The organism is Stenotrophomonas sp. 05L44_2 (assembly GCF_056665995.1).
On sequence record NZ_JBFTNR010000827.1, the window covers coordinates 1 to 1,662 of the forward strand.

General features: G+C 67.0%; 2 protein-coding genes. One reads left to right on the forward strand and one right to left on the reverse strand.

What is annotated here, in order from left to right; genetic code table 11:
* The coding region (locus AC1VAN_RS21065) for an acyl-CoA dehydrogenase family protein (RefSeq protein ID WP_480986662.1) at positions 1 to 875 on the reverse strand (875 nt) is incomplete at its 3' end.
* 307 nt (positions 876 to 1,182) lie between these two features.
* On the opposite strand from AC1VAN_RS21065, the gene AC1VAN_RS21070 reads away from it, so the two are divergent.
* Positions 1,183 to 1,662 (forward strand): NAD(P)/FAD-dependent oxidoreductase (locus AC1VAN_RS21070; RefSeq protein ID WP_480986663.1); only part of this gene is annotated, 480 nt, incomplete at its 3' end.

Sequence of the window (1,662 nt, forward strand, 5' to 3'; positions counted from 1 at the left end):
ATGTCGGCCAGCTTGATCTGCGCGCTCTGCGTGGCCGCCAGCGGACGGCCGAACAGCACGCGCTCCTTGGCATACCCCAGCGCTTCATCCAGGCAGGCGATGGCCGAGCCGATCGGGCCCCAGCTGATGCCGAAACGCGCCTGGGTCAGGCAGCCCAGCGGCCCCTTCAGCCCCTTCACGTTCGGCAGGCGGTGGCTGTCGGGTACGCGTACGTCGTCGAAGAACAGCGCGCCGGTCAGCGACGCGCGCAGGCTCATCTTGTGCTTGATTTCCTGGGTGGTGAAGCCGGGCATGCCCTTCTCCAGCACGAAGCCCTGGATGCCGTCTTCGGTCTGTGCCCAGACGATGGCCAGGTCGGCCACCGGCCCGCTGGTGATCCACATCTTGCTGCCGTTGATGCGCCAGTCGCTGCCATCGCGCACCGCGCGGGTCTTCATGCTGGCCGGGTCGGAACCGCCATGTGCCTCGGTCAGGCCGAAACAGCCGATCAATTCGCCGCGCGCCATCGCCGGCAACCATTGCCGGCGCTGTTCTTCGCTGCCGTAAGCAAAGATCGGGTACATGCACAGCGAGCTCTGCACCGACACGAAGCTGCGCAGGCCCGAATCGCCGCGCTCCAGCTCCTGGCAGATCAGCCCGTAACTCACCGCCCCCATGTCGCCGCCGCCGTACTCACCCGGCAGCGTGGCACCGAGCAGGCCCAGCGCGGCGATCTCCGGCACCAGTTCCGACGGGAACCGTGCCTGGTCGAAGGCATCACCGATGATCGGCAGCACGCGCTCGTTGGTGAAGCGGGCCACGCTCTCCTGTACCGCGCGCTCTTCCTCGCTGAGCAGGGAACGGACATCGAACAGGTCGTACGGATCCAAAGCCATGGCACTCACACGCAGTCGGGACTGCCGCCATTGTCGGCCATCCGGGCGGAGTTGGTGTGCGGGTAGAGGCCGACCTTGGTCGGCGCTGGTGTTTCCGCTCACGCCAACCAAGGTTGGCACCTGCCAGACCACGCGCATTACGCTGCATTGCAGCAATTGCGATGTGAACATCGGCGATCTAGCTCGATCACGCCCGTCCCGGTACCCTGACACATTCAAACAACCGTTTCGCCCGTGGCTGCACGCGCGATTCCCAGGCAACCGCCGGTGGCCCCGATGCCGGCACTACCCACGAGTCATGCAATCGATGAGTGCTGAAGCCAACGCCCTGCCCCAGCGTGAAGTCATGGAATTCGACGTGGTCGTCGTCGGTGCCGGCCCGGCCGGCCTGGCCACCGCGATCCGCCTGCGCCAACGTGCGATCGACGCCGGCCGCGAACTGTCGGTATGCGTGCTGGAGAAGGGCTCCGAACCCGGCGCGCACGTGCTGTCCGGCGCGGTGATGGACCCGCGCGCGCTGACCGAACTGTTCCCGGACTGGGCCGAGCGCGGCGCACCGCTGAAGCAGAAGGTCACCCGCGACGAGTTCCTGTTCCTCAGCGAGACCGGCGCGCGCACCACCCCGCACGCGCTGTTGCCCGAGTGCTTCCACAACGAAGGCAACTACATCATCAGCCTGGGCGAAGTCACCCGCTGGCTGGCGCAGCAGGCCGAGGCGCTGGAAGTGGCGATCTTCCCCGGCTTCGCCGCCGCCGAAGTGCTGTACGGCGATGACGGTGCGGTGATC